Genomic DNA, 24,934 nt, shown 5'->3' with positions numbered 1-24,934 from the left:
CAATGAAACGGATGATATTGATATTTCTAAGTTCTTTCTTTCTCTTTGCTTGCGGTGGCGGAGAAGGCGACGGTGAGGCTGGAACTGGTGCCAGTAGCAGTGCAGACACAAATGCAGTTCCCACTGTAACGGATTCCTCTGATGAAGATATTCCTGAGACTCCTACCGTGGTGTCGACAAGAACAATGTCAGAGCTAACGGTGCCCGATGGCTTTAACTACGATCAGAACTCAAACCTTATTTACAACATCGATGTCAGTGGGTATTCAACCGACAACGCTTACATCTCTGTTTATACAAGTTATACAAAGGAAACTGATGGAAGTTACACTCCTCACTTTAATAGCAGGGTTGCGGCATCATCTCTAACAAGTGGGCTTGCAACGCTAGAGTTTTCAGTTTCTAGTGGAATCAATTCTGTTTTGGCAGAAGTTCAGTTTTACGATGGTAGTAATCCTTTACAAAGTGAACTGTCGACTAGCGAAAGCTCTTGGACATTTTAACTAGACCCTACCCCCCTAAATGCGGCTTAGGCAACTTTGTTTAAGCTGCATTTCTTTTGTAGAAAACGCTCGCTATCGGCTCAAGAACCCACTCTACTGCTCAAAGCTTCTATCTTATTATTTTTCATTGAGTTAAGTAGGTTTCTCAATTTGACTACTCATTTTTCAATTTGAGAATTATTGACATATCAAATTAAGAATCCGTCCAGCATCCAACATATCTTTTTGTTTTTTATAAATATTTCATTTGGCATGCTTCGTGCTCTTTACCATATAGGAGAGCAAAAACTGGCTCTGATAATTAACCAAAAAGGAATACGCAAAATGGAATTACAAACCACACAAGCAACTGACAACCTTTTAACGTTATCAATCAACGGAAGCTTAGATGCGGAAGGAAGCCGACACGCACAACCGCATATTGACGAGGTAATTGCGCTCGAAAACTTCACAGATGTTGAGTTAGATTTTCGCAACGTATGCTTCTTAGATTCATCAGGTGTAGGCGCTCTTGTATATCTATACAAACGACTCATTGAGCGTAAGAGAAACATGCGAATTGAAAACGTAAAAGGTCAGCCCTTGGAAATCATCAACCTTCTACGAATTGGTCAAGCAATACCGATTAATTCTCAAACTCAATAGCATAACTATAAAGTTCGGGGGGACGTCAGTATGCAGTTACTTTTTCGATTAGCAACATTGTTTGCTTACATCACTTTAGCTGGTTGTGCTAGCTATCCACCAGAGGGAACAGGGGGACTAGCGGAGCAATACACCAGCGAAAGCTTTAGCCCAGTAATGCCAGATGAACCACTTGGGCCAGAGCATGGGCTAAGGTTTGACTGGCAACTTGCGAAGCTACACCTAGATGTGCTTATTCAAGAAGGTGCACGATGGTGTTTCCCAGCAGCCGTTGTACAAGCAATCGAAAAACAAAATCGCATTGCTCGAGAACTGGACGGTGGATTACTACTAGATGCGGCAAACGATTTGATTATTCAAAGAAAGCGCCTGAATCAACTAGAACTCCAGCTCGACTATGTAACCAGCCAAACTCGCTGTACACCACCTCAAGACAATTCCGATATTGAGATGCAGATTGCAGTTATAGAAACACTGTTTAACTTACTCAATACCGACAACCAGTTTACGGTCAACTCCGCTGAAGTAAACCCTAAATTCATGGGGAACTTATCCAAGTCAGCGGCATTGCTTAGAAAGCACTCTCAGCTAAAGCTGTCGGTGACAGGACATGCTGACAAAAATGGCAGTGACGACCACAACCAGAAACTTGCGATGGCTAGAGCTAAACAAGTCAAACGCTATCTAATTATCTTTGGTTTAGAACCAAACCGTATTGAGACTCACTCGTTAGGAGAAAACCTTCCCCTTTTTAAAGGTGAAACTCCAGCAACATACTTAACCAACCGTAGAGTCAGTGTCGAAATCATTTCACCAGTGAAGCAACAATCACCACATACATCGGGAGGCTTCTATGCGTTGGATTAATTGTATCTTGGTATTCATGCTAGTACTGACTGTTAACGTCTGTAACGCTGAAGAGCAAAGAGTGAATGTAGGTGATTTGATTCAAGTTAACCTACCAGGAGAGAAAACACTTAATCGTGGTTTCCAAGTAGACAAAAGGGGGCGTATCGCCTTACCTGAAGTGGGACAAGTGTATGTCGCGGGCTATAAAGAATCTCAACTTAAAAGTGTCGTTAGCTCATCTCTTAGCAAAGTATTTCGTGATTTATCAAATCTAACGGTAGTAATTGCTCAGCAGCAAATTCTAGTATCGGTTCAGGGGTATGTCGTCTCTCCTGGAGAATACACTCTGAATAAAAGCGCTGACATCCAAATGGTTTTGCACGCAGCTGGAGGTCTACGTGCTGGCGCGCAACTGGACAAAATGCAATTGAAACGAGCTGGCAATAAAGTAACCTTCAATTACAAAGCATTCCTTGATACTGGGGACGAATCCCTGCTACCGAAGCTTCAATCTCTTGATACCATTTTTGTCGCGGCATCGCCTTTGGTTAGCAATATTGAACAGCAGTTTGACGCAGCTAAAATGGCAAACTCTGGTGACAGTGCAGACAGTAGAAAAGCCATCAAGGTTTTCGGTGAAGTTAACGCTCCGGGCTCTTTCTCCTTTAAGCCTAACACTGACTTAGTCGACATCCTGATGCGTTCGGGTGGCGTTACTCGCTACGCGGGTGTCGAGCAAATCCGAATTATTAGCAATAACGTCCCAACACTTTTCAACCTTAAAAAGTACCTCGATTCCGGTGACGAACAGCTTCTACCTGAACTTGCTCCGGGCACAACGATATTTGTCCCTAAGCAAGAAGAGGAGATTAAATCGGGTGCAAACACTGTTTACATTATGGGAGAAGTCGCTGCCCCAGGAGCATATGAAGGCAAACAAGGCGCAACCTTCATGGATATCCTAGCCAATGCTGGCGGTCCAACTCGTTTCGCAGAATCGCGCCAGATTAGAGTGCTTAAAGCTGATGGTAAGGTCATTAAGTTTGATTTAACGGCCTATACGGAAGGTCTTGACGGCAGTGCTCCACCAAATATTCAGGCTGGTGACGCTATTTTTGTCCCTGAGAAAACTGACATGAATGAAAAGTCATGGCTAAAAATTTCTCCTGACCGTGCAGTCAGCGTCATTGGAGAAGTGGTGAGACCCGGACGTATTGAGTGGTCACAAGAGATGGACTTTATGGACTTACTTTCTCACGTGGGCGGACCAACATTGCGTGCAGATACAACCAAAATTGAAATTGCAAATCGTAAGGGCAAAGCCATTATCTTTAACTTAGATGAGTTCATTCGAGAAGGCGCCCCTTCAGATAAATTGCCTCCGATACAAGCCGGAACCATTGTGCGTCTGCACGACTTGCCTCAAGACCCTTCTGACAATAAATCACAGTGGGTAAGACAAAGCTCTGATTCATCAATCTATGTCTTTGGACAAGTCAATGCGCCCGGAAGATACCGCTTCAACAATAACATGCATTTTTTGGACATATTGGCCGCTGCAGACGGCCCAACAAAAGATGCTGATATTCACAATATAAGGATTACGCACCGAGACAAGTCATATGCACAAATTCAAAAACTAAACCTTTCACTTTACTTCGAAACCGGTGACGAAAACTTACTACCGAAAGTGAAAACTGGAGACACCATATACATTCCAGAAAAATCGAAAAACTGGCTTGATCGGTCAAAAGAATCCACGGTTCGTGTTCTCGGAGCGGTCAATAAGCCAGGACGATACGTATTCAATGACAATATGACAATTCTCGACTTACTCGCACAAGCTGGCGGTCCAAATGACAACGCATACTTGGAAAAAATATCTGTCGTCAACATGTCATGCTGCCAAGGTCAGGCAAGAACATTTGACCTAATTAAGTTCAGTAAAACAGCCAACATACATTTATTACCCGTCCTTAGATCCGGTGACATGGTCTTTATCCCTGATCGTCAAGATAGCTTTATCGAAAAGGCTCGAAGCGGTCTAGAAGACTTTATCCGAGTAACAACGACCATCGTTTTAATAGGAGCACTGTAATGACCATTCCATCCACACATACGGAAATTGAACAAATTTATTTAGCTGCCGAGCTATCTGGTTGCCAATCACTATGTATCACATCTTGTCAGTCGGGCGATGGTGTCACATCCATCGCCACTGCCCTAACTGAAAGGTACTTATTAGCTGGCCACAAAACCTTGCTTGTCGACTTGAATATATACAACCCTTCATTGGAAGATTTGCCTCTACAGAAAAGTAGCGGCGACACTAACAGTACAAAGTGGGTATCCCACGCGAAAACTGGTTTGGTTTTCACTGGTGTTACAGCACCAACCACTCAGTCTAAAACCATTGCTTATCGAGATCCCAGTCACCTATCCAAAGTGATTCGACGTTGGAACGAAGAATATGAACGCGTCATTGTCGACACATCTCCCTTACTGCAGATAAATAGCAGAAACATACCTGCACAAACGGTGGCGAGTTCATGTGACAAAACCTTGTTAGTCGTGAAGGGAGGTGTAACAACAAATAATCAGCTACAAACAGCGATAACTCTTTTACAGTCCGGTCGTGTTTCGTTGATTGGCTCTATACTTAATTTGCAAGACCAACCCACACTAGGGCAGGAGTTAGTTCGTCAGCTTAAACGTATCTCTTTTCTTCCCAAAAGATACAAGAAAAAGCTTGAACATCAAATATTAGCCAGCAGTTTTCTATCGCAATCTGCTTAGTGACTTTGTAAGTTCGAAAGCAATAATCTTGCTAAGAGCCACATTCAATTTAACAACGATAGTTAGGATAGATGTAATGAAGTTCAGAACTAAGACTATTTTGGGTATTGCCGTTATCGAGATCTCCTTACTAATGTTTCTCGTATTTAGCTCTATGTCTTTTCTTTCCAAATCGAATGAAAAGCTGATGATACAAAGTGCGACTTCTACAGCAACTATGTTTTCTCATGCGATAAAAAATGCCGTACTGTCTCAGGATATCGCGACCATTGATGCTCTAGTCAAAGATTTTATGAACATTGAAGGCGTCAGATATGTAAAAGTTGTGGAGAATAACAATGTCCTTGCACAAAGTGGCAACGAGGCACTCCTTTCAAGGCCAATGCAAGTAGACCACAGCTTAAGCTCAATTACCGATAATATATTTGATACACGAATTGCTATAGAAAATGGTGGAATAAAATACGGCTTCATCGATATGGGCTTCGAAACGTCAGCGATTACAATGATGTTGGACAATGCGAAAACCTCAATAATTGCCATTGCCTCTGTAGAAGTTATTCTTGTTGCAATATTTTCTTTTATATTAGGGACTTATTTATCAAAGAACCTTGTCCGATTAACAAAAGCAACAAAAACGCTTACCTCCCAAGGTCCAGGTTACCAAATCAATAAAATCTCTAATGATGAGTTTGGCAGCTTAGCCAAAGCATTTAATGAGATGTCTTACAAACTAAAGTTCAGTTATGACGACTTAGAAAATGCTAGATCTGAAGCTGAAAATGCCTGCGAATCAAAAGGTAGATTTTTGGCTTCTATGTCGCATGAAATTCGCACTCCAATGAATGGTGTGCTTGGTATTCTATCTTTGCTCAGAGAAACCAAACTCGATTCAGCACAAGCAAAGTTGATTGATACTGCAACAGAATCAGGGCATTTCTTATTGTCGGTTATAAACGATATTCTGGACTTCACTAGAATGGAGTCGAATACGTTGTTACTGGAACACCAGCCTTTCGAGCTACATAGGTGCATTAACAATGTCGTGGATACCTATGTACCTGCTGCTAAAAGGAAAAACTTAGTCCTGCATTGCAAAATTTCCAAAGACGTCCCCACTCTATTAAAAGGTGACGTCAATCGAGTAAAACAAATACTGCACAACCTGATTGGTAACTCTATCAAATTCACGCAGCAAGGCAGTATCACCGTTGTTGTCGATAGCAAAAGCGAAGAAAACCAACGAGCTCAAATCATTTGTAGCGTAATAGATACTGGGATTGGGATTAAGGAAGAAGAACTATCTTATATTTTTGACGAATTCACCATGGTCAACCAAACCTATTCTCGAACCCAAGAAGGGTCTGGACTAGGCCTAGCAATATGCAGAAGATTGTGTGAACTCATGGATGGCGAAATTCGATTAGTAAGTAAAAGCGAAGTAGGTAGCACATTTACCTTTACCATTAATCTTGAAATAGCGGACAACGCAGAGCACACAAAAGAATATAAAAACTTGGCAATTAACCAAGATTTGAGCCAATCTAAAATATTGGTAGCTGAGGATAACAAAGCGAATCAACTAGTTATTCAAAATATGCTGCGAAACATTGGGATTGAAATCGATATTGCTGAAAATGGAATGCAGGCTGTTGAGAAAGTGTTAGAGAACCAATACGACCTAGTATTTATGGATATTTCTATGCCGGGCATGGATGGTATGCAAGCGTGCGAGAAAATTCGTCAAGTTCAGCAAACGGAAAAGGCTGATATTCCTATTATTGCCCTCACAGCACATGCATTAACTGGAGACAGGGAGAAGTTTTTAGCCGCAGGAATGACTGACTACCTATCAAAACCTGTCAGACTCAACCACGTTATTAATAAAATTAGCCTATGCATAGGTAAAACGCACTCTGATCTACAAGTCGATCAGAGTCAAGACAATCCGGAACACAAAGAAACGACGACAACCTCTAACCCTGAGAGCGACGATATGAATCAAGTAGCCTTCGATATTGACCTAGTTGATGAAGCCATTCTAAAGCAGACCATTGAAGACACGTGTGTCGAAGTGATGCCCGAAATCATTGATCAATATGTCCTTGAGTCGAAAAGCCGGCTAGTTAAGATTCGCGAAGCCGCATTCAAAAAGGATGCTGAAGCTGTGGAATTTGAATCTCACACGCTAGGCAGTACTGCACTTGCACTAGGTAATCGACAACTATCTAATTTAGCTAGAAAAATTGAGACGTACTGCATTGAAAAAGATGAACAACAAGCATTTGAGCTTGTCCCAGAACTACTAGAGCTGGCTGACAACTCAATCAAAGCTTTATTAGAAAGAAAAGAGCTAGGATTTGAAGCCTATACTCGATCTACTGAATAATCTGACATACTATCGGCTTATAAGCATAATGGTTCATAGCAAATAAAAGTAATTACAAGGATGTTATTTTATGCCCTCAAAAGTATTGCTAGTTGAAGACTCAACATCACTCTCCATCTTATACAAACAATACGTAAAAGATGAACCATATGACCTATTTCATGTCGAAACTGGCAAAGAGGCGATCAGTTTTATTGAGCGAAACGTGCCGCAACTCGTTATTCTCGATTTAAAACTACCTGATATGTCTGGAGAGGATATTCTCGACTGGATTGTTGACAATGACATCCCTACTTCTGTCATTATTGCCACTGCGCATGGTTCCGTTGATGTTGCGGTTAACTTGTTGCAAAAAGGTGCAAAAGACTTCCTCGAAAAACCAATCAAAGCCGATCGTCTGAAAACATCCATTGCATTACACCTTAAGCAAGCAAAATTAGAAAGCTTAGTTGAAGATATTGAGAGCAAGATTGATAGGCCACGGTTTCATGGTTTCATCGGCTCTAGCCTTCCTATGCAGTCTGTATATAAGGTCATTGACTCTGTCGCCCCCACTAACGCGAGTGTCTTCATTGTTGGGGAGAGTGGTACAGGTAAAGAGGTCTGTGCTGAAGCTATCCACAAAGAAAGCCAGCGTAAAGACAAACCATTTATAGCAATCAATTGCGGTGCGATACCCAAAGATCTCATGGAGAGTGAAATTTTTGGCCACATAAAAGGAGCATTCACTGGCGCCACAACTGACAGAAAAGGGGCGGCGTCATTAGCAGATGGAGGAACGCTATTTCTCGATGAGCTATGTGAAATGGACCTAGATATGCAGAAAAAGCTATTACGATTTTTGCAAACTGGCACCTTTACCCCTCTTGGTGGCAGCAAGGAGTTAAAAGTAGATGCTCGCATAATCTGCGCAACCAACAGAGATCCACTGGTTGAAGTCGAAGAGGGTCGATTTAGAGAAGATCTCTATTACCGTGTTCACGTTATCCCCATTGATATGCCACCTCTTCGTGAAAGGGGCAACGATATTGCGACATTAGCACTGCATTTTCTAAAACAATATGCCAAAGAAGATCGTAAGAAATTTGCTGGTATTAACAAAGATGTAGAAAGCGTACTAAAAAAATACCAATGGCCAGGAAACGTAAGACAACTCCAAAATATCATTCGAAATATTGTAGTGCTAAACGACGCAACAAAGATGTCAATTGAACACCTCCCTGCACAGATTACCTCTGGAAAGAAACCCTCCTCACCTGTTGTTAAGCCAAAACCAGCGGTTGAGCACATTGTTCAACAAGAAACAATCATCACACCAGTTGAACTATCCGAAGAAACGACGAGTATACCGAGCCATAGTTCCGGAGCTAAAGCCCCTATTAGGCCAATGTGGCAAATAGAGCGAGAGACCATTCAAAACGCGATAGACTTTTGTGATGGCAACGTCCTTAACGCCGCAGTTTTACTCGAGTTAAGCCCTTCGACTGTATATCGTAAAAAACAAGCTTGGGAGTCTGAAGATGAAAGAGATCCAGCCTAATGAAATCTGGCTTGTCATCGATAGTCTGAGGTATGGGGGTATCGAAACTCATACCTTAGAACTCGCAAAAGGGCTTAGAGAAAACAATATTCCTGTCAGAGTCATTCTTTTAAAACGTTACAGTGATACTCAGCTGATCTTAGAAAAGCTAAAGCTTGCTCTTATCCCGTTTGAAACGCTCAATGACCTATACCCAAAACTGAGCACATTGGCGGCACTAAAAAAAGCAGCAAAGACATACAAACCCTCCGTTCTGCATGCTCATGGATACAAGGCAAGTATTGTTAGCAAAATAGTTAAATGGTTATTACCTTCCCTGCAAATCAAACAAATTTCTACCTATCACGCAGGAGAAACACCAAAAGGGCGCGTTAAGCTCTATGACGCCTTAGATAGATATACAACCTTTATGTCTAATGTCAGTCTCGCTGTCAGTCGAAAAATTCAGGCCAAGCTTCCCTTTAGTTCAATACACATAAACAACTTCGTTTCTTTTGATAACGCCCCCTTAAGCAGTGGAAAGCAAATCGCTTTTGTCGGACGATTGAGTGAAGAAAAGGCGCCTGATCGATTTATCGATCTCGCTAGATCATTCCCACTAGAGAACTTCCATATCTATGGTACTGGGCCCATGGAGCAGCAACTAAAGCAACTTATGGAGCACTCTTCGAGCAATATTTACTTTCATGGCCACCAAAAAAATATGAATAAGGTTTGGGAAAACATTGGCATATTAATTATTTGTTCGCGTTTTGAGGGGTTACCCATGACAGCTCTTGAAGCCATGGCTCGCGGGGTAATGGTTGTTTCTCTCGACGTTGGCGATTTGAACCTGCTGATCAAAAACAAGTTCAATGGCTTCATTGCGGACAATGACGAACAGCTTCCGAAACTATTGTGGGAATGCCTAAAACTCCCAATGGAGCAGAAAGTAACACTTAGAGAAAATGCTCAGCGGACCATAGAGCTGTCCTATTCTAGACAGGCTGCGGTACGGCAATTGATTCAGTATTACGGTACATCTCCACTTACTCAAAATACCTCTCAAATATGAATTATGAAACTGATTCTCAAATTGAGAATTTCCCACCACCAGCAACGCCAACAAAATAAAATTATTACAAATCAACACTTTAAACAGAATTAACTATTGGCACTCAGCTTGCTATCTCTAATATACAAACACATATAAGGAGATAGTGAGTATGAGTAAGCCGCAAAATGTTCTGTTGGTACACTATGGTGGTAACTGGATTCGTGGCAGTGAGAGATGTTTATTAGATTTAGTCACTAGCTTAGATAAAACAAGGTTCACGCCAATCATTTGGACCAATAGCCACTGTCTTCATTTTGAACTCAGTAAGCTAGGCTTCCATAGTAAGCTGAACGAATTCCCAATTCTATTCGGCTGGACCGCTCCTAGATGGAACATTTCAGGCTGGAGAGCACTTATTCGTAAAGCTCGCTCTTACATTCGCTTACACGACATTGATTTAATCCATGTAAATAGCGCAGCACCTTGCCAATGGATGGTTCCAGCAGCTAAGAAAGAAGGGATTCCATTGGTCACTCAGCTTCACTCTGATTACCCTGCAAGGGATAGGCTAACGCTAGGGCTACACCACTCGCCACATATCATTACAGTAAGTAAAGCTATCAGTGAGCACTTGCTGCAAGATGGCTATCCAAGCCACAATTTGTCTGTTGTTCACAATGGAGTAAATATATCTCGCTTATCAGATCAAAAGCCGATAGATGTGAAACAGCACTTAGGTTTAAGTGACGATCAGTTCGTCTTTGCCACAGTTGGCTCATTGATTCATCGAAAAGGGCTGGACAGAGTATTTTCAGCGTTAAAACACGTTCTCGTTGAAAAACCAAATACCCATTTGCTCGTAGTTGGTGATGGTTCCTTAAGAAACCACTTAGAACACATGACCGACTATTTAAGAATCTCTCGCAATGTCCATTTTATCGGAGAACAAAACAACGTTTTCGCTTGGCTAAAAGGGTGCGATGGATATGTTAGTGGAGCGCGACGGGAAGCTTTTGGGCTTGTGTTTGTAGAAGCTGCACTAGCCAAGCTACCGATAGTTGCGCCAATCGAGGGCGGCATTACTGAAATATTAACTCATGAAAAAAATGCAATTTTGTATAAAAACTCCGGCATTCGCCCGATATATCAAGCAATGGAGCGCGTATTGTCAGAGCGAGAACTGTCTGATGAAATTGCTCAAAATGCGCAACAGCATATTCTCGACAATTATCAAATCTCCATTAATACAAGCAAAATTGAACGTATATACACCTCATTGCTAACCAACCCTTCCCCTGTACAAAGCTCTTGGCTACGAGGATTAAGTCCGATCAAAACCTATTTCGTCAACCGATTTGCGATTGGGAGTTAGTTATGAGTAATCCAACGATCCATAGCTTGCTATTTGATCCTATTCGTTTCAAAGGCGGATCAAAAATCGCAACGTTAGAAGCACTGTTAGTTTGTCAGCCTGAGAACGCGAAATTTACCATTGTGACTGCCAACCCTGAGTCTTGGCAGCACTCTGGCCATCACAACATGACTATCGTTAGACTGCCAACGATAAAAGTCTTATCAAGTGCTCAACACGGTGCTGCATACTGGATAAATCAACTTTTTTACTTTGTCATACTGCTATTTAATCTCTGCTTCATGCAAAAAGTCGATAAGCTCATCGGGGCGTCGGGCCCGGGCATTGACATGCCTATCTACTTTCTAGGTAAGCTTCTTTCAAAACAAATTATCCAGCTAATTCACGGGCCAGTAGGCAATTCACGTTCGATAGGTTACTGCCTTTCGAATGCTGATCATGTGTTTTATTTGCAATCTGCTCGGCCATCGATGCTGACGGCGTTAAATACCTACTATCAGGCCAAGTTTCGCAACATAGACGCATCTAGCTTAAGTTCGTGGGTTGCATCCCACTCTAACTATCACGTATTTGTAAATGGCATCAGTCAGCAAAACTGGCCAACACGATGCCAAATGGTGCTGCCTACTATCTTCTGGTGTGCATCTCTACTGAAATGGAAAGGCTTAGACAAACTGATTACCGCCGCAAAGCTCATCCATCCTACCCACCCCTTAATAGCAAATGTGTGCTTCATTCGACCAAAAGATATTTCTCTTCCCGTATCGCAAGCACCGCAAAACATCAGCCACTTCAGATGGTATGAAGACCCTGAGTGCCTAGATGATATACGTAGCAAAAGCAATATCTTCATTTCAACCAGTACCAATGAGCCTTTCGGCTTATCTATTCTAGAAGCTCTCGCCGCTGGCATGTGCGTCATTCTTCCAGATGATGACTCTTATTGGTCCAAGACTCTCACCGATTTTCAGCAATGTATTAAATACAAAGCTGAAGACCCTGTATCGCTATGCACCGCTATTTACCTGCTACTTAATGATAGAAACATGATGGAACAACTCAGCCAAAATGCCTTACAAGTTGCTCTAGAATACCAAGCAGAAAGCAGATACCTCGCGATAGCACATTGTATCGAGGCTCCATGCGAGCAGCCTTCAAGTAGTGCTCTTAACCCAGTCAACGCTGAGCGTTCATAAAGGAGTGAGGGAAACGATGATGAAGCAACTAGACCTTTCCGCCTTTAAAAGCATGAGCATTTACGCTGTTAGCCTATTCCTAATGAAAGGTGTCTCTCTACTGATGCTACCTGTAATGGCCAATTACTTATCCCCAACTCAACTGGGAGAATTAGAACTTCTCGCTACAACAACTGCATTTTTGTGTCTTTTAGTCGGCTTATCTATGCACGAAAATCTATATCGATTCGTGGGCGCAATAAAAAGTGCTCCTCAAAGGCTAAGTCAAACTGCATCGATATATTATTCATGCCTTGTCATTTCAGCTGTGCTTTGTTTAGCGCTTATTTGGTTGATTCAACAGCTCAAACATCATCTGACTATGTTTACAGAGTACCAGCTTATTTTGGTCGTTGTGGTGTTGCTTTTTGAGAGTGCCTTAGCCATCAGTACAGCCTGGCTTAGGATGCAAGATAAAGCCATGACATTTCTTAAAGTCAGCGTGGTTTGTACGGTTCTTCAAGTAACTTTGATCCTCACCGTACTGATGACTAAACCAGAGGTTACTTCCATATTTGCCGCAGGGGTATTTGCTACATTTGTTCAGTTCCTAATTCTGCACTGCATCAATCAATTTAAACCGGTTTTGCCAAGCTACGGTGAGCTAAAGAAATATTTCATCTACTCTTTGCCTTTAATGCTATCCGCGCTGGTTGCATTTGGGTTAAATGGTGCGGAACGTTGGTTTATTGCCTACAGCAGCTCTTTAGAAACACTTGGCTTATACGCTATCGCTGCAAAATTTGCGCTAGCCATGTGTATTTTGGTTCAACCGTTTGGCATGTGGTGGATGCCAAAGCGCTTTGAAACCCTCAATCATAGTGGCGTACACAAGGCGTCTATGATTACCGAACTAGGTATATTCTATGTATGTAGCCTCGCTGTTTTGGTTGGCATTGGTGCTCAGTTAGTAATAAGAGTCGCGCTGCCTGACGTGTACGCAAGCGCATGTGCTCTAGTCATTGGCACCATATTTATGGCAATGCTAAAAGAGATATCCGATCTGATTAATATCGGCCTTCTATATCAGAAAAAGACGCATTGGTTGCTAGCAATTAATATATCGAGTACTGCGGTCGGATTGTCTCTATGCTGGATAACGCTATCACTTGGTGTTTGGGGCGTCATAATCTCAATCATTTCCGCCCAGGCAATACGTTTGGCACTTATTACGTACTTTAGCCAATACGTTTATTCAATTCCCTATCAATACTTACGAATAGTCGCAAGTATGTGTATGGCTGTATTCATACTCGGGTTAACTCAATGGATAACAACGGTGATTGGCCTCATTCTTCTAGTCGTATGTTTGTTGGCAGCAGTGTCCGGTACATGTTGGTACTTCAAACGAGACGCTCTGTACCAGCTTCTAAGTAATCGCCTTCCACGTTTAACTTAGGAAGTCGATATGGCCCAAGCACAGCACTTATTCATCTTTGTAGCGATTTTTCTCATCGCAATAGTGTGGCACTTTGTACCACACCCTCTTGTGGTGATTGTGCTTGCTTGTTTACCCCTTGGCCTCATGTTTGTATTGAGCCAAACGTTTTGGCTGGTGACGCTGTTTGTCCTCTTCTCCTTCTTTAGAATACATGAGGCCATCCCAGCGCTTTACTCTTTAAAGATCCCTCTACTACTGTCTATGGGAGCACTGTTCGCGTTGCTTTGGCACAGCATGATAAGTCGAAAGCTCACCATATACTGGCATCACTCATTAACATGGTTAGCCGTATTCTGGGTGCTCGTAATCTTGGGTATCGTATTCGCCTCGAACATCGGCATGGCTATCAAAAGCTTCAAAGAAATCTATTGGAAAATCATCGTGATGACACTCGCCATCACTTGGTTGGTCGACTCTGACAAGAAGCTTGGGCATATGTCATTTTTAATTGTACTTTCCGGGCTTTTGATCGCCAGCGTCGCCCTATTCAATTCGGTGAACGGTATCGGAATGGTTGAAGGGACAAGGGTAACGATTGGGCGAGATTTAGGTTCAATGCTTGGCGACCCAAATGACCTTTCTCTGGTATTGATGTTTCCGCTTGCTTTTTCCATAGGCATGGCCTCTACCAAAGGAATCAAGACCCCAACAAGAATATTGAGCCTATTAGTATCGGTTGCTTTGATGGCTGCTGTAATTGCAACACAAAGCCGAGGCGGTTTGCTAGGCTCACTCGCAGTATTTGGCATTTTTGCAATCAAAATGATTCGCTCGAAAGCGTTACTAATCTGTTTAGGCTTGCTCGCAGCGACCATCCTATTTGCTGCTGCAGGAATATCAGACAGAGCTTCTGGCGGCGCGGCAGAAGAAGGTATTGACGCCTCTGCAATGGGACGCCTGTATGCGTGGGAAGCCGCCATTGGCATGGCGGTCGACAACCCATTGACTGGTGTTGGCCTTAATAACTTCTACGCAAATTACTACTTCTACAGCTCCCACTGGGATGGGCTCAACCACGCAGTACACAGCACTTGGTTTGGTGTTTTAGCCGAAACTGGTATCTTGGGGCTTATCATTTTTGTCTGCTTTATCGGCTCACTCATTCGCACCTCTCGAGCAACCCTCAAAGCACTGAGCTCAGATAAGAATTACTCCCCTTATCTGATTGCTTCAGCTAACTCTGTTTATGCTGGGCTTATGGGCATCATAGTCTCGGGGACCTTTCTTACTCAAGGCTTCAACTGGCCAATTTATATACTCGCCGCGCTCACTGTTGCTGTAGCAAAGCTTGAGCAAATTCATTGTCAAAATGAGAATCAATAATACAACCCAGCCCATCTAACAAGTTAACGCATTGTATTTATTGATTTATTCTATGTGGCACAATCATTGAAGTAGTTAGCATTAAATTCAAAATAGGATGAATAATAATGCTGGCAGGATATATCAACGACTTAAAATTTTGGCTAAAAAACCACCCAAACAAGTTTTATCGCAATGTATTTCTCATTCTGAAAAAGACTCGCAGTTTGGAAATTCCCACACCACAGGTTGTGAACATAAGCTTCTATTTTTTATATAAATTTATATCAAACTTAATCAATACTACGGCCAGAATAGCTTTATATACCCCAGCATTTAAAGGTCGCCTTTCTCATTATGGGAAACACCTTTTTCTATACGGAGGTTTACCCTATGTTTCAGGACCACTAAGAATCACTGTTGGTGATAACTGTCGTATCTCTGGCCAAACAACGTTAAGTGGTAGAACTCATTCCACTCCCCCGTCCCTCTCTATTGGATCTAATGTCGACATCGGCTGGCAAACAACCATTGCGGTCGGCCAAAAAGTCATTATTGAAGACAATGTACGAATCGCGGGAAGAGCTTTTCTATTTGGCTACTCAGGTCACCCACTTGATGCGAATCGAAGAGCCCTAGGGGAGCCGGACGATGAGTGGCAAGTCGGTAACATTGTATTGCGCCGAGATGTTTGGCTATGTACCAACGTCAGTGTTAAGCATGGAGTCACTATCGGTGAGGGAACCATTGTCGCAGCTGGAAGTGTCGTCACGGGAGATCTGCCCCCGTTTGTTATAGCGGCTGGCAACCCAGCTAAGGTCATACGTTCTATAGAAAAACCATACAGTGAGGAGAAGCATTATGCGTGATCTTATTGTATTTGGTGAAGACTTTGGTGGCCTGCCATCTAGTACCCAGCACATTGTGGCTAGGCTATCTAAGACTCGCCGCGTCATTTGGATTAACTCTATTGGGTTGAGAAAGCCTAGATTGAATGTAAATGACATTTCTAGAGCATTTAACAAACTGTTTGGCAATAGCAAACGTGGCTATCAGACAATCAACGTTGAACCTAACATTGAAGTTATCAACATCAAAACAATTCCTGCTCCTGAGTCACGGGTAGCCAGAAAGCTAGCAAGGACACTAATGCTGCAACAACTCGGGCCGATTTTGGAAAAGCGCTGCATTCGCCAACCTATTTTGTGGACCTCTCTGCCCACTGCTGCTGACCTAGCTGGTCACTTAGGCGAGCACTCTGTAGTGTATTATTGTGGCGATGATTTTTCTTCTCTCGCAGGTGTTGATCATAACGTTGTCTCGGCGCACGAGCGTAGATTAACCCGCAAAGCAAACCTAATTTTGGCAGCAAGTAAAAACTTATACGCTAAGTTCCCTGAAGAAAAAACTGCATACCTCCCCCACGGCGTTGACGTGGACTTGTTTTCAAAAAAAGCACCCAGAGCAAATGATCTTCCAAACACAGGTAAGCCCATCGCTGGATTCTACGGCAGCCTATCAAAATGGCTGGATTACGAGCTAATCAACCAAGTATGCAGAGCCAGATCTGACTGGGAGTTCGTATTTATTGGACCCAATGAGCTGACATACTACCCTTTACCTCAGCTAAAAAATGTTCACTATTTAGGGCCGAAAGCTCACCAAGAGTTACCCAGCTACAGTCAGCACTGGGATGCAAGTTTGATCCCATTTAAGCTAAATGAACAAATTCGAGCCTGCAACCCATTAAAACTCCTCGAATATTTAGCGGCAAAAACACCGATAATAGCGACACCATTTCCCGCCTTAGAAGTGTATTCACCACACGTGAACGTCGCCCAAACTGCACAAGGCTTTTCTACTGAGCTATCTAACGTAGTAGGCCAAGTAAATCACTGTGAAGACTTAGTGAACGAACACAGCTGGGATTCTCGTGCCCAAGTAGTAAATGTGCTATTGGAGAGTCTATGAGTGAACTCAAATACCGACTGATCATTATCCTTTGTTCAGCATGGCGACGCCGCTATATGATCGTGATACCAATATTAATACTGCCAATTGTCGGCTTTATCATCGGCAAGCTGGCACCAACAAAATATCACGCTCATACCAGCATGTTGATACAAGAGACTGCCAAGATGAACCCATTTTTGGAAGATATTGCGGTTTCAACAATGCTTAAAGACAGATTGAATGCTTTGCGCACGCTGCTGAAAAGTAGGCATGTATTAAAATCAGTGGGTGTAGAGAGAAAGCTCATCACCGATGATATGACTCCACAGGAAGTCGAACATGTTATTCAAAAAATATCTTCGAGTATTACCGTATCTCAGGCTGGAAAAGATTTTTTAAAAATCGAGCTAATATCCAACAAAGCTGATGGAATGAAAGAGCTGTTGCAATCAGTGAGCGACCACTTTATTGAACAGCTTCTCGCACCAGAACGTTCTTCTATTAAAGATTCCAGCGAGTTTTTAACTTATCACATTGAAAAGCGTAGAAATGAGCTTGACATCGCCGAGTCCAAACTTGCTGACTATAAGAACCAAAACTCTGGCGTCACCCCCGAGATGCAGACTCAGAGTTTAGCTAGACTGGCTTCTTTAAAGCAAAACCTATCAGAAAAAGAAGCTGAGCTCGCGGGGGTAGAAAAAAGCTTAGGCAGCTTAGATGAGCAGATGTCCAAGACCAACCCTGTTGTGGGCAAAATTGAAGATCAGATCATTAATATACGCAGTGAACTGACCTTGCTACAAGCCAAATACACAGAGAATCATAGTGCCGTACAAGCCAAACAACGTGAACTTAGTCGACTCGAAAGTGAACGTGCACTCTTACTCAAAGTAGAAAGACCAAACTTAACCAGCGACAAGCTGTGGGATATAGCAAGTAGCACCTCTATTTCAGATTTCTCTGAAACTCAGCCTCTGCTTGTCACTCAGCTACATAGTCTGCAATTGGTCAGAAGCCGTTTCGAGGCTCTTAAAGAAGAAACCAAAAGCCTAAGAAAAATGATTTCTGATTTAGAGTCAAAGGCAAATAACTTTGGTGACAATGCGAAAGAGTTACTGCGCTTAGAGCGAGATGCAAAGATAAAGAGAAGGCTTTACGATGAGTTAATTGAACGCTATGAAATGGCACAGTTAACCGGATCGTTGGGTGTATTTGAACAAAATAAGCGAGTAAAAATAATCGATTTACCCTACACGCCTAGCGCTCCGTCCAACCTCCCTACGGCGATTTTCATCATCGCTGGCCTATTTGCAGGAATCGCACTTGGCTGCGGCTTAGCAACATTATTTGAGCTATTCGATACATCAGTCCGCAGGCCTGATGAGTTATATAAGTTAACCGAAGCTCCCGTCATTACTGTGATACCAAAGATTACCACGTAGACACTATATCGATAATGACACTCCTCCCTCCAGAGGATACTTACCAATGTCCGCAGAGTTACGGCAGAATTATAAGAATAGAATATACTGATAGTATTTAGCATTTTCTAATAGCATCGGTATGGATACCAAAAAAAAACAATTTCAACTATTTAAGATAACGTTAATTTTTTCGCTACTTTTTTCCTTTGTCCCTACTAGCTTTGCCGAGATCAAACAGGCTATTAAGTTCTGCGGTGATGGCGGTGGCTGGCCACCGTACACCTACAAGAAAGATGGAGAGGTTATTGGGTATGACGTAGACGTACTTAACGCTATCCTAGGACCCAAGAATATTAAATACACCATAGCAATGCCCGTTTGGAAGCGTTGTGTTGAAGGCACAAAAATCGGCCTATATGACGCGGCTCTTAGTGCAACCTTCAGTGAAGAAAGAAAACGCAACTTTATCTTTACCGATAGCTATTACTCTCTCACTCCTGTCTACATTTATTCCAAAAAACAATTTCCAGATGGCTTACAAATTAGCAATGTAAAGGATCTAGAAAAATACCATCTATGCGGTGTACATGGTTTCAACTACGATGGCGTCGGCCTCGATAGCAATCGGGTTGATCGCTCGGCGAAATCATTCAATCAACTAGTGATGAAAACAGTAGCTGGTCGATGCCAGGTATTCGTCACTCACTACGAAATAATGATTGGATTTAAAATTGAACAAGGCGTCGATTACCTATCTCAAGGTGTGCTAATCACAAAAACAATTCCAGGAGCACCGACTAACGATAACTTCATTCTTATCTCCAAAGAATACCCGCAAGCCAAACAGCTAAAAGAAATACTGGATACTGGGGTGGTTAAGCTACGTAAAAGTGGTCAATTGAAGAAATTTTTGGAAGGTTATGAGTAACGTACCTCTCTGTCTCAACAACTGAAACCTTCTATAAGCTCTACGTATTCTTAAATTGTATTTCATTTAGACTCTCATATTTAGACTAAGCAACAATCTGAGAACAAAAATCCAGTAACCAACTGAAATAAAAACCATTTCATCATTGGCACGTTTCGTGAAATATCGAGTAAAACAAGCACTTTTTACTAATACTCGAGGTATTCATGAAGCAAAACGAAATGGTGAAAAATTTTAAAATCGTTCATGTCGTTCAGCACTTAGCTCCCGGTGGAATTGAAACACTAGCGTTAGATTTGATTCGGTTTGCAGCATCCAATGCTCAGGTCCTAGTGCTCAGCTTAGAAGGTGAGAAGCAGCAAGCGATTGCAAACTGGCCAAAGCTCAAAGCTTTCAGTGACAACATTATGTTCTTGGAAAAAAAGTCTGGCGTGCAACCTGATATTGTTCTGACCCTCGCAAAGATTTTTTCAACCATTAAACCGGATACAGTACATACTCACCACATTGGCCCGCTTCTCTATGCTGGGGCTGCCGCATTAATTAGTGGCGTCCCTTGCCGAATACACACCGAACACGATGTTTGGCACTTGAGCAACAAAAAGCACGTCAAGATTCAAAAAATGGCTTTAAAAGCTGTAAAGCCTGTACTAGTAGGTGATGCGGACTATGTCAGCAAAGCACTTAAATCCCAGTTTGATTATCACAATACTGTCACCATCAAAAATGGTATCGACTGTGAAAAATTCCGACCGGGTTGCCAAAAAAATGCTCGACTTAAGTTTGGCCTTCCTCTTTCAGCTCGTATCATCGGCTGCGCTGGACGCATAGAAAAAGTCAAAGGCCAAGATGTAATGATCAAAGCCCTATCCCGCCTACCAGCCCACGTAACACTCGCCATTGCAGGACACGGAAGCGAGGTGGACAACCTAAAGTCCCTAGCTAAGAAATTAGCCGTTGAAGATCGAGTTATATTCTTAGGCTTGGTTGAAGATATGGCAAGCTTCTACCAAGCTCTCGATTTATTTTGCTTACCTTCCCGAATGGAAGGGTTTCCTCTGTCTTCGTTGGAGGCTCAAGCCTGCAACATTAGGGCTGTCGTTTCAGATGTAGGCGCTTGCAAAGAAACACTTTGCCCAAAAACTGGAAAACATTTTGAAGTCAATAACTCTGCTGAGCTCGCGGAAATCATTTTCGAAACATTGGAAACACCACTGGCGTTCTTACCAAGAGAATTTGTTTTAGGCCAGCACGATGTAAGGCATATGGTAGATGCGTATCAGTCGATCATGTCGGAGGCACTATCATGTTAAACATTTTCTTGATTTGCGCTTTTGTCATTTGCTCATTCTTAATTGTTTATCATCACGCAATTTACCCACTGTTCCTGTCTTGGTATTCAAAAAGGCATCCTGAAAGTCCAGTGGTAATTCGTAGCAGAGGGTATCGCGATCAGGCCCAAGACAACCAAAGACCATCGATAACGATTGTTGTCCCTGCATACAATGAAGAAAGATGGATAGCAGATAAGATCCGAAACTTAGCAACGCTCGATTATCCAACCAATCGATTAAAAGTAATTATCGCGTGTGATGGTTGTACTGATCAAACAGCAGAAATAGCTCAAGCTACAATTCAAGAAGCAGCCTGCTGCGAAACATTATTTGAAATACATGTCCATCGTAAGAATCGCGGCAAAGTTGCTTTACTCAATCACCACATGCAGTACATCGATTCAGATATTACTGGCTTGAGTGATGTATCAGCGCTTATTTCCATTGACGCACTCATTATTGCAGAAGAGCACTTCAAAACTGAGCGAACGGGTGTGGTGAACTCTAGCTATCAAGTTTTAGACTCAGCAAATCAAGGAGAGCTGGATTACTGGAAGTACCAATCAAAGATTAAGCAACGTGAAGCAACGTTAGGCTCCACTCTGGGTGCACATGGTGCCTTCTATCTCTTCCGTACGCGACTATTCACACCTTTAAAAAGCAACACGATCAACGATGATTTCGTTTTACCAATGCAGATCGTTAAACAAGGTTTTATCGCAAAGCATGAAGAAAGAATGGTCGCCGTAGAAATGGAAGCGACCAGTTGCTCAAACGACTTCAAGCGTCGACTCAGAATCTCTGCAGGTAACATGCAGCAAGTCATCAGATTGGCGAGCATGTTTAAGCCAAAATACAAAGGTGTCGCGTTTGCTTTTCTATCAGGTAAAGGACTGAGGCTTGTTACACCGTATTTGATGATAGGTTGTCTAACAATATCTGCCGTTCTTGCTACTCAACCCATCTTTTTAGCTGCTCTGCTATTGCAGGTAGTGTGTTATGCCATTGCGATTGCAAATACTTTTATACCTGCAATGAGCTCAATAAAACTGTGTCAGTTGATCGCGTATATGATTACCGGCCACTACGCAAACTTGATAGGCGGACTTAGATATCTATTGGGGATGGAATCTGAGCGCTGGTCACGAATAAATCAATAAGGAAGGAAGATATGAGTAACTTAACAATTAAACCAACATGGATAGCAAAACGTTTATTGGATTTATTTGGGGCTAGTGCTGCTATTCTAATGCTATTGCCACTGATGCCATTGATAGCAATTGCCATCAAGATGACATCTGCTGGTCCGGTATTCTACAAGCAACTGAGAGTAGGGAAATCAACGCCAAGCAAAATGGTGCTATTCGAAATCATCAAGTTTAGAACTATGTACCAAGATGCTGAAGCGAAAACAGGGGCAATTTGGGCAACAGAAGATGACCCTAGAATCACGCCAGTCGGTCGTTTCTTACGTAAAACTCGCCTTGATGAAATACCTCAACTTTTCAATGTAATTGCAGGTGACATGTCGCTTATTGGCCCAAGACCTGAGCGCCCTGGCTTTTACAATAAGCTGGAAACGGCTATTCCGTATTTTGCTGATAGGACATATGGTGTCTTGCCAGGAATAACCGGCTTAGCTCAAGTTAATCAGGGTTATGATACTTGTATTGATGATGTCAGAAGAAAAGTAGCGTTCGACCACAGTTACGCATTGTCTCTTAACTCATTGAGCAACTGGTTTTGGACAGATATGAAGATTATCTCGCAAACACTATTGGTAATGGTTGATGGACGAGGAAGATAGGTGCTTTGGTATTTGCAAGAGAATTTACTTCCCCCAAATTCTCTTGCATTCAACTTCACTAACTCCATTTTCTAAGCATTTCCTGTAAATCTTGACCTGTATACGGCTTAGTCAAAATATCATTCATACCACACTCCACACAGCGCTCTCTTTCTGACAGTGTTGTCGCGGCTGTAAGAGCAATAATTGGCGTCTCATAACCTTTCTTTCTGAGCATTTCTGTCGCTTCAAAGCCATCCATTTCAGGCATACGACAATCCATAAAGATGATGTCATAACTGTTATTTTCTACCGCTTCGATTGCCTCCACTCCATTGTTTGAAATGTCAGGCCTTATATCTAATTTCTGCAGCATTTGGTTGATGATGATTTGGTTCATTCGAATATCATCAACAACCAATATTGAAAGTTGATCAATATCTTTTGTATCTGAAGGCCCGACCAATTCAAGCTCTTCGTCATCCTCAGACACGATCAAGGGTATGGATAGATAAAAGGTTGTACCTGATCCCGGCTCGCTATCGAATGAGATACTACCGTGCATCAAATCGATAAGCTGTTTACATATTGCGAGTCCAAGACCCGTTCCTTCATGATGGCGGTTGCTCGAACGATCGGCTTGGACAAAAGGGTTGAACAGGTTTGGCTGCGCATCTTTCGGTATTCCAATACCGGTATCTTTTACTTGGCACTTAAGAACAGTCATCTCCCAAGCAAAACTTAAATCAACGCTACCTTTCTCAGTAAACTTAATAGCGTTACCGACAATATTAACTAACACTTGGCTGACTCTTTCAAAATCTCCAATGAAGTGCGTTGGGATAGCACTTTCTTTTTCGATATTAAACTCTATTTGCTGCTCAGCTGCTTTTATCGAAAATATTCCCGTAAGCATGGATTCAAGCTGTGTCCAACCAAACTTACTGGGGATGAGCTCCATCATATCTGCACTCATCTTGCTAAAATCTAGTAAGTCATTGATGATGGCACGCAATAAGTCGCCTGAAGATTTTAAGTTGGTCAAATAGTTTCCTTGTTGCGGGCTTAATTGCGTACCTGACAACAACTCAGCACTCCCAAGTAATCCATTCAAAGGTGTACGTAGTTCGTGGTTAATCATCGCTACAAACTCTTTGATCGACTTCTCCGAGCTTTCTGCCCGTTTTCGAGCTTCAATTGTAGCTGTGATCATTTTTTGCCTGCTAATTGCACTGCAAAACAGCTCTGCTACAAGCTCCATCTGACTGACAACAAACTCTCTTTTAATCTCACCTAAACTAATTTTAAAAAGCAGCTCTCCCACAAATTCGGAATCAATATTGATAGGAATATGCAAAACATCTTCTAACCAAAACACGGTTTCTTTACTGTCTTCTAGATGCTGACCAAGGTTTTCAACGAACGGTTTAATACCATACTCGCAGACAGGCAAGTCTGGTAACACATCTACATCAAGACGTAGGTAAGTAGAAGCGATCACCTCTGCGCTAGACAGAGTCGTCAAGAAAGTGCGAATCTGAGCTTCATCAAGCTGGTGAGACAAAAATGATCGACCAAATTGGATAAGAGTTCTATCAATTAATTCCTCGAACTCAAACTTTTTTAGGTCACTTAACGTTTGCTTCTTTAGGTGTCTCAATGCCATTTCTAGGTGCTGATTGGACTCGTAAAGCTCCCTAGATTTATTATCCAGTAACTTTTCCGCTTCTTTTCTCGCAGCTTTCTCTCGCTCTAACTTTCGCTCTAAGGGAGAATTACCAGCCATAACACCCTCTAAACGACAGACAAATTGAAACGAACATGGCTACCATCATCCACTTGGTTAGTCATTTTTATATCCAAGGTTTCGTCCAGTTTGTCAGCACAGCCTTGCACGAGACCAAGACACACATGGGACATGCAACGAGCACTGTGATAGTCGAACTCTAAAGTAGATTCTGATTCGGAAAGAAAGTTAAATTTCGGAGGGTTAGCATCTGGATAAAGCTTTTTAACTTCGATATGTATGTAGTTTTCTACTTGACGTAAAAATTGAAAGGTCGTTTTGCAATCTACAATAGGTGCGCTGTTACGCAAGCTTTTGTATAAATTCATAAAAACAGCACGGCCAAAAACCTGCTGTAGATCTTCCACAGCAACTTTAGTTAACTTACTCAGCGATACAATTAAGTTTACAAGATCTTTGTGATCATAACTTCCGACAGCGGTATACACTCCTGTATCATCAGACATCTCCAGCATATTTTCTAACACTTCAATGCCGAACTTCGCCTCAACCAATTCTAGAAACTCTGTGAATATGATTCCTTTCATTTTGGACCATCATCCCTATTCAATACTATGTTCTTGAAGTATCGACACAAGCCTCTAATTTTACAAA

21 protein-coding genes are annotated in these 24,934 nt (G+C 42.2%); 19 read left to right on the top strand and 2 right to left on the bottom strand.

All coding sequences use genetic code 11. The features are described 5' to 3' along the window. Positions 1-2 precede the first annotated feature (2 nt). From L7A31_RS01240 to L7A31_RS01150, 19 genes are all read left to right on the top strand, one after another. Positions 3-503 (top strand): hypothetical protein, encoded by a 501-nt coding sequence (locus L7A31_RS01240; RefSeq protein WP_237359662.1) that lies wholly within the window; start codon positions 3-5, stop codon positions 501-503. 324 nt (positions 504-827) lie between these two features. Then, positions 828-1,148 carry an STAS domain-containing protein gene (locus tag L7A31_RS01235; protein ID WP_237359660.1) on the top strand — a complete coding sequence of 107 codons (321 nt, stop codon included), beginning with the start codon at positions 828-830 and terminating at the stop codon, positions 1,146-1,148. A 30-nt stretch (positions 1,149-1,178) separates the two neighbouring features. Continuing rightward, positions 1,179-2,015, top strand: coding sequence for an OmpA family protein (locus L7A31_RS01230; RefSeq protein WP_237359659.1), 837 nt, complete (start codon positions 1,179-1,181; stop codon positions 2,013-2,015). A gap of 16 nt (positions 2,016-2,031) precedes the next feature. Next, on the top strand, positions 2,032-4,095 hold the full coding sequence (locus L7A31_RS01225) for an SLBB domain-containing protein (RefSeq protein WP_435532880.1): 2,064 nt from the start codon (positions 2,032-2,034) through the stop codon (positions 4,093-4,095). Continuing rightward, a complete protein-coding gene (locus tag L7A31_RS01220; RefSeq protein WP_237359657.1) occupies positions 4,095-4,793 on the top strand; it encodes a P-loop NTPase family protein in 699 nt (232 codons plus the stop codon). The genes L7A31_RS01225 and L7A31_RS01220 overlap by 1 nt, the downstream gene beginning before the upstream one ends. A 76-nt stretch (positions 4,794-4,869) precedes the next feature. Then, positions 4,870-7,182, top strand: a complete 2,313-nt coding sequence (locus L7A31_RS01215; protein WP_237359656.1) for an ATP-binding protein — start codon at positions 4,870-4,872, stop codon at positions 7,180-7,182. Positions 7,183-7,252: 70 nt separating this feature from the next. Beyond that, positions 7,253-8,722 carry a sigma-54-dependent transcriptional regulator gene (locus L7A31_RS01210; RefSeq protein ID WP_237359655.1) on the top strand — a complete coding sequence of 490 codons (1,470 nt, stop codon included), beginning with the start codon at positions 7,253-7,255 and terminating at the stop codon, positions 8,720-8,722. Beyond that, a complete protein-coding gene (locus L7A31_RS01205; RefSeq protein WP_237359654.1) occupies positions 8,703-9,776 on the top strand; it encodes a glycosyltransferase family 4 protein in 1,074 nt (357 codons plus the stop codon). Before L7A31_RS01210 ends, L7A31_RS01205 begins: the two co-directional genes overlap by 20 nt. A 151-nt stretch (positions 9,777-9,927) precedes the next feature. Continuing rightward, the gene (locus L7A31_RS01200; RefSeq protein ID WP_237359653.1) at positions 9,928-11,130 is read left to right on the top strand and encodes a glycosyltransferase family 4 protein; all 1,203 of its coding nucleotides are present in this window, start codon (positions 9,928-9,930) and stop codon (positions 11,128-11,130) included. 2 nt (positions 11,131-11,132) lie between these two features. Further along, positions 11,133-12,326 (top strand): glycosyltransferase, encoded by a 1,194-nt coding sequence (locus L7A31_RS01195; protein WP_237359652.1) that lies wholly within the window; start codon positions 11,133-11,135, stop codon positions 12,324-12,326. Positions 12,327-12,342: 16 nt separating this feature from the next. After that, positions 12,343-13,764 carry a lipopolysaccharide biosynthesis protein gene (locus L7A31_RS01190; RefSeq protein ID WP_237359651.1) on the top strand — a complete coding sequence of 474 codons (1,422 nt, stop codon included), beginning with the start codon at positions 12,343-12,345 and terminating at the stop codon, positions 13,762-13,764. Positions 13,765-13,773: 9 nt separating this feature from the next. Further along, positions 13,774-15,129 carry an O-antigen ligase family protein gene (locus L7A31_RS01185; RefSeq protein WP_237359650.1) on the top strand — a complete coding sequence of 452 codons (1,356 nt, stop codon included), beginning with the start codon at positions 13,774-13,776 and terminating at the stop codon, positions 15,127-15,129. A gap of 107 nt (positions 15,130-15,236) precedes the next feature. Beyond that, complete coding sequence (locus L7A31_RS01180) at positions 15,237-15,977, top strand: acyltransferase (RefSeq protein ID WP_237359649.1); 741 nt, start codon at positions 15,237-15,239, stop codon at positions 15,975-15,977. Then, positions 15,970-17,079 carry a glycosyltransferase gene (locus L7A31_RS01175; protein WP_237359648.1) on the top strand — a complete coding sequence of 370 codons (1,110 nt, stop codon included), beginning with the start codon at positions 15,970-15,972 and terminating at the stop codon, positions 17,077-17,079. Before L7A31_RS01180 ends, L7A31_RS01175 begins: the two co-directional genes overlap by 8 nt. Continuing rightward, positions 17,076-18,503 carry a GumC family protein gene (locus L7A31_RS01170; protein WP_237359647.1) on the top strand — a complete coding sequence of 476 codons (1,428 nt, stop codon included), beginning with the start codon at positions 17,076-17,078 and terminating at the stop codon, positions 18,501-18,503. The genes L7A31_RS01175 and L7A31_RS01170 overlap by 4 nt, the downstream gene beginning before the upstream one ends. A 121-nt stretch (positions 18,504-18,624) precedes the next feature. Continuing rightward, on the top strand, positions 18,625-19,413 hold the full coding sequence (locus tag L7A31_RS01165; RefSeq protein WP_237359646.1) for a substrate-binding periplasmic protein: 789 nt from the start codon (positions 18,625-18,627) through the stop codon (positions 19,411-19,413). Positions 19,414-19,619: 206 nt separating this feature from the next. Beyond that, on the top strand, positions 19,620-20,726 hold the full coding sequence (locus L7A31_RS01160) for a glycosyltransferase (RefSeq protein WP_237359645.1): 1,107 nt from the start codon (positions 19,620-19,622) through the stop codon (positions 20,724-20,726). Next, positions 20,720-21,907, top strand: a complete 1,188-nt coding sequence (locus tag L7A31_RS01155) for a glycosyltransferase family 2 protein (protein ID WP_237359644.1) — start codon at positions 20,720-20,722, stop codon at positions 21,905-21,907. The genes L7A31_RS01160 and L7A31_RS01155 overlap by 7 nt, the downstream gene beginning before the upstream one ends. 11 nt (positions 21,908-21,918) lie before the next feature. Next, the gene (locus L7A31_RS01150) at positions 21,919-22,554 is read left to right on the top strand and encodes a sugar transferase (RefSeq protein ID WP_237359643.1); all 636 of its coding nucleotides are present in this window, start codon (positions 21,919-21,921) and stop codon (positions 22,552-22,554) included. 58 nt (positions 22,555-22,612) lie between these two features. Here L7A31_RS01150 and L7A31_RS01145 read toward each other — a convergent pair whose 3' ends face one another. Together L7A31_RS01145 and L7A31_RS01140 are read right to left on the bottom strand one after the other, a co-directional pair. Then, the gene (locus L7A31_RS01145) at positions 22,613-24,319 is read right to left on the bottom strand and encodes an ATP-binding protein (RefSeq protein WP_237359642.1); all 1,707 of its coding nucleotides are present in this window, start codon (positions 24,317-24,319) and stop codon (positions 22,613-22,615) included. 8 nt (positions 24,320-24,327) lie between these two features. After that, complete coding sequence (locus tag L7A31_RS01140; RefSeq protein WP_237359641.1) at positions 24,328-24,867, bottom strand: heme NO-binding domain-containing protein; 540 nt, start codon at positions 24,865-24,867, stop codon at positions 24,328-24,330. Positions 24,868-24,934: the final 67 nt, after the last annotated feature.

The organism is Vibrio marisflavi CECT 7928 (genome assembly GCF_921294215.1).
GTDB classification, from domain to species: Bacteria; Pseudomonadota; Gammaproteobacteria; order Enterobacterales; family Vibrionaceae; genus Vibrio; species Vibrio marisflavi.
The sequence above is the reverse complement of the archived record's forward strand: the minus strand, read 5'-3'. Positions and strand labels throughout refer to the sequence as shown.

Coding starts and splice junctions, on each gene's coding strand:
- L7A31_RS01240 (WP_237359662.1), top strand. CDS start 3: ATGAAACGGATGATATTGATATTTCTAAGTTCTTTCTTTCTCTTTGCT.
- L7A31_RS01235 (WP_237359660.1), top strand. CDS start 828: ATGGAATTACAAACCACACAAGCAACTGACAACCTTTTAACGTTATCA.
- L7A31_RS01230 (WP_237359659.1), top strand. CDS start 1,179: ATGCAGTTACTTTTTCGATTAGCAACATTGTTTGCTTACATCACTTTA.
- L7A31_RS01225 (WP_435532880.1), top strand. CDS start 2,032: ATGCTAGTACTGACTGTTAACGTCTGTAACGCTGAAGAGCAAAGAGTG.
- L7A31_RS01220 (WP_237359657.1), top strand. CDS start 4,095: ATGACCATTCCATCCACACATACGGAAATTGAACAAATTTATTTAGCT.
- L7A31_RS01215 (WP_237359656.1), top strand. CDS start 4,870: ATGAAGTTCAGAACTAAGACTATTTTGGGTATTGCCGTTATCGAGATC.
- L7A31_RS01210 (WP_237359655.1), top strand. CDS start 7,253: ATGCCCTCAAAAGTATTGCTAGTTGAAGACTCAACATCACTCTCCATC.
- L7A31_RS01205 (WP_237359654.1), top strand. CDS start 8,703: ATGAAAGAGATCCAGCCTAATGAAATCTGGCTTGTCATCGATAGTCTG.
- L7A31_RS01200 (WP_237359653.1), top strand. CDS start 9,928: ATGAGTAAGCCGCAAAATGTTCTGTTGGTACACTATGGTGGTAACTGG.
- L7A31_RS01195 (WP_237359652.1), top strand. CDS start 11,133: ATGAGTAATCCAACGATCCATAGCTTGCTATTTGATCCTATTCGTTTC.
- L7A31_RS01190 (WP_237359651.1), top strand. CDS start 12,343: ATGATGAAGCAACTAGACCTTTCCGCCTTTAAAAGCATGAGCATTTAC.
- L7A31_RS01185 (WP_237359650.1), top strand. CDS start 13,774: ATGGCCCAAGCACAGCACTTATTCATCTTTGTAGCGATTTTTCTCATC.
- L7A31_RS01180 (WP_237359649.1), top strand. CDS start 15,237: ATGCTGGCAGGATATATCAACGACTTAAAATTTTGGCTAAAAAACCAC.
- L7A31_RS01175 (WP_237359648.1), top strand. CDS start 15,970: ATGCGTGATCTTATTGTATTTGGTGAAGACTTTGGTGGCCTGCCATCT.
- L7A31_RS01170 (WP_237359647.1), top strand. CDS start 17,076: ATGAGTGAACTCAAATACCGACTGATCATTATCCTTTGTTCAGCATGG.
- L7A31_RS01165 (WP_237359646.1), top strand. CDS start 18,625: ATGGATACCAAAAAAAAACAATTTCAACTATTTAAGATAACGTTAATT.
- L7A31_RS01160 (WP_237359645.1), top strand. CDS start 19,620: ATGAAGCAAAACGAAATGGTGAAAAATTTTAAAATCGTTCATGTCGTT.
- L7A31_RS01155 (WP_237359644.1), top strand. CDS start 20,720: ATGTTAAACATTTTCTTGATTTGCGCTTTTGTCATTTGCTCATTCTTA.
- L7A31_RS01150 (WP_237359643.1), top strand. CDS start 21,919: ATGAGTAACTTAACAATTAAACCAACATGGATAGCAAAACGTTTATTG.
- L7A31_RS01145 (WP_237359642.1), bottom strand. CDS start 24,319: ATGGCTGGTAATTCTCCCTTAGAGCGAAAGTTAGAGCGAGAGAAAGCT.
- L7A31_RS01140 (WP_237359641.1), bottom strand. CDS start 24,867: ATGAAAGGAATCATATTCACAGAGTTTCTAGAATTGGTTGAGGCGAAG.